General features: G+C 63.4%; 2 protein-coding genes. One reads left to right on the top strand and one right to left on the bottom strand.

Features of this window, described 5'->3' with window-relative positions; translation table 11 throughout:
* A partial coding sequence (locus EOA75_RS32750) for an alcohol dehydrogenase catalytic domain-containing protein (protein WP_127326130.1) occupies positions 1-761 on the top strand: 761 nt, incomplete at its 5' end.
* Between the two features lie 13 nt (positions 762-774).
* Here EOA75_RS32750 and EOA75_RS32745 read toward each other — a convergent pair.
* Positions 775-1,365 carry an NAD(P)H-dependent oxidoreductase gene (locus EOA75_RS32745; protein ID WP_127326129.1) on the bottom strand — a complete coding sequence of 197 codons (591 nt, stop codon included), beginning with the start codon at positions 1,363-1,365 and terminating at the stop codon, positions 775-777.
* Positions 1,366-1,463: the final 98 nt, after the last annotated feature.

The raw sequence follows: 1,463 nt of genomic DNA, 5'->3' as shown, positions 1-1,463 counted from the left end.
GGTCCCGACTGGGGCAGAGAGTAGGCGTTCCGTGGCTCGGACACACCTGCGGGCACTGCTCCTATTGCATCGCCGGCGCCGAAAATCTTTGCGACCAGCCTCTCTTCACCGGCTACACGCGCGATGGCGGCTTCGCCAGCCATGTGGTGGCCGACGAGCATTTCGCCTTTGAGCTCGACGCCGCGGCGGACCCGGTATCCTCGGCGCCGCTGTTATGCGCAGGGCTGATCGGGTGGCGCTGCCTCAAGAAGGCGGGTGACGGCCGGCGCCTCGGGATTTATGGCTTTGGTGCGGCCGCTCATATCATCACCCAGGTGGCGATCTGGCAGGGACGTCAGGTCTTCGCCTTCACACGGCCGGGCGACATGCAGGCTCAGCAATTCGCGCGCTCGTTGGGCGTTGTCTGGGCCGGGGCGTCCGATGAACTGCCCGCCGCCGAGCTTGACGACGCGATCATTTTCGCACCGGTCGGTGCATTGGTGCCGGCGGCGTTGCGGGCTGTGCGTAAAGGCGGCCGCGTGGTCTGCGGTGGTATCCACATGAGCGACATTCCATCGATGCCCTACAAGCTTCTCTGGGAAGAAAGAGAATTGGTTTCGGTCGCGAACCTAACCCGCAGTGACGCGGAGGAATTCTTCCCGATAGCGCAACGCGCTCAGGTGCGCACGCACACAAGAGTCTATCCGCTGGAGCAGGCCAACCAGGCCCTGGACGATTTGCGGATGGGCAGGCTGAGTGGCGCTGCCGTCCTGCAGCCGTGAGGAAAGCAACAAACTAAAGCGCGCGCTCGCCCAGCCTCTGCATCTGCTTCAGCCATTTCGCTCGCTTGGCATCGCTGACATTCGCGACCATGCCGAGCAATGTCTCGCGCACCGGCTTGATGCCGACGAAATGCAGTATACCGCGCCGCATGCCGGCAATGCCGTGGCTGAGGAACCAGAACCGATAGACGGGCGCTGGCATTCCCATGGTCACCACCAGCCGTGCTGAGCGGCCGCGCAATAGGGATTTTGCGGAACCTACTCCCTTGTCGGGGTAGGCGAACGCCGTGCCCGGCCGCATGACCTGTTCGAGGAAGGCTTTGAGCATGGCCGGCATGGTGCCCAGCCATAGCGGGAAGACAAAGAGCAGATGCTCTGCCCAGACGACAGCCTCGGCCGCCTCCTTCAAGCTGCCGGGCATGGTTCCGTGCTCGAACTCCCGGTTAGTCCGCAGCATCGGAAACTCCAGCAAGGCCAGGTCGATCCTTCGCACGATATGGCCGGCCCGAGCCGCGCCCTCGGCATATGCCGAAGCCAACCCGCGACAGAGCCGATCAGGAGACGGGTCGGGGTGGCCGACGATGACGAGGATGCGGCGCGACATGGCTTGGGCCGAACAGTTTGCGAGAATTCCTAAGGTTGCTCGACCCGTGCGACCTGGTAGGTGTGCAAGGCCCCGTTGCGTTTTATCGAAACATACTC

It is taken from the genome of Mesorhizobium sp. M1A.F.Ca.IN.022.07.1.1, assembly GCF_003997575.1.
Classification (GTDB): Bacteria; Pseudomonadota; Alphaproteobacteria; order Rhizobiales; family Rhizobiaceae; genus Mesorhizobium.
The sequence above is the reverse complement of the archived record's forward strand: the minus strand, read 5'-3'. Positions and strand labels throughout refer to the sequence as shown.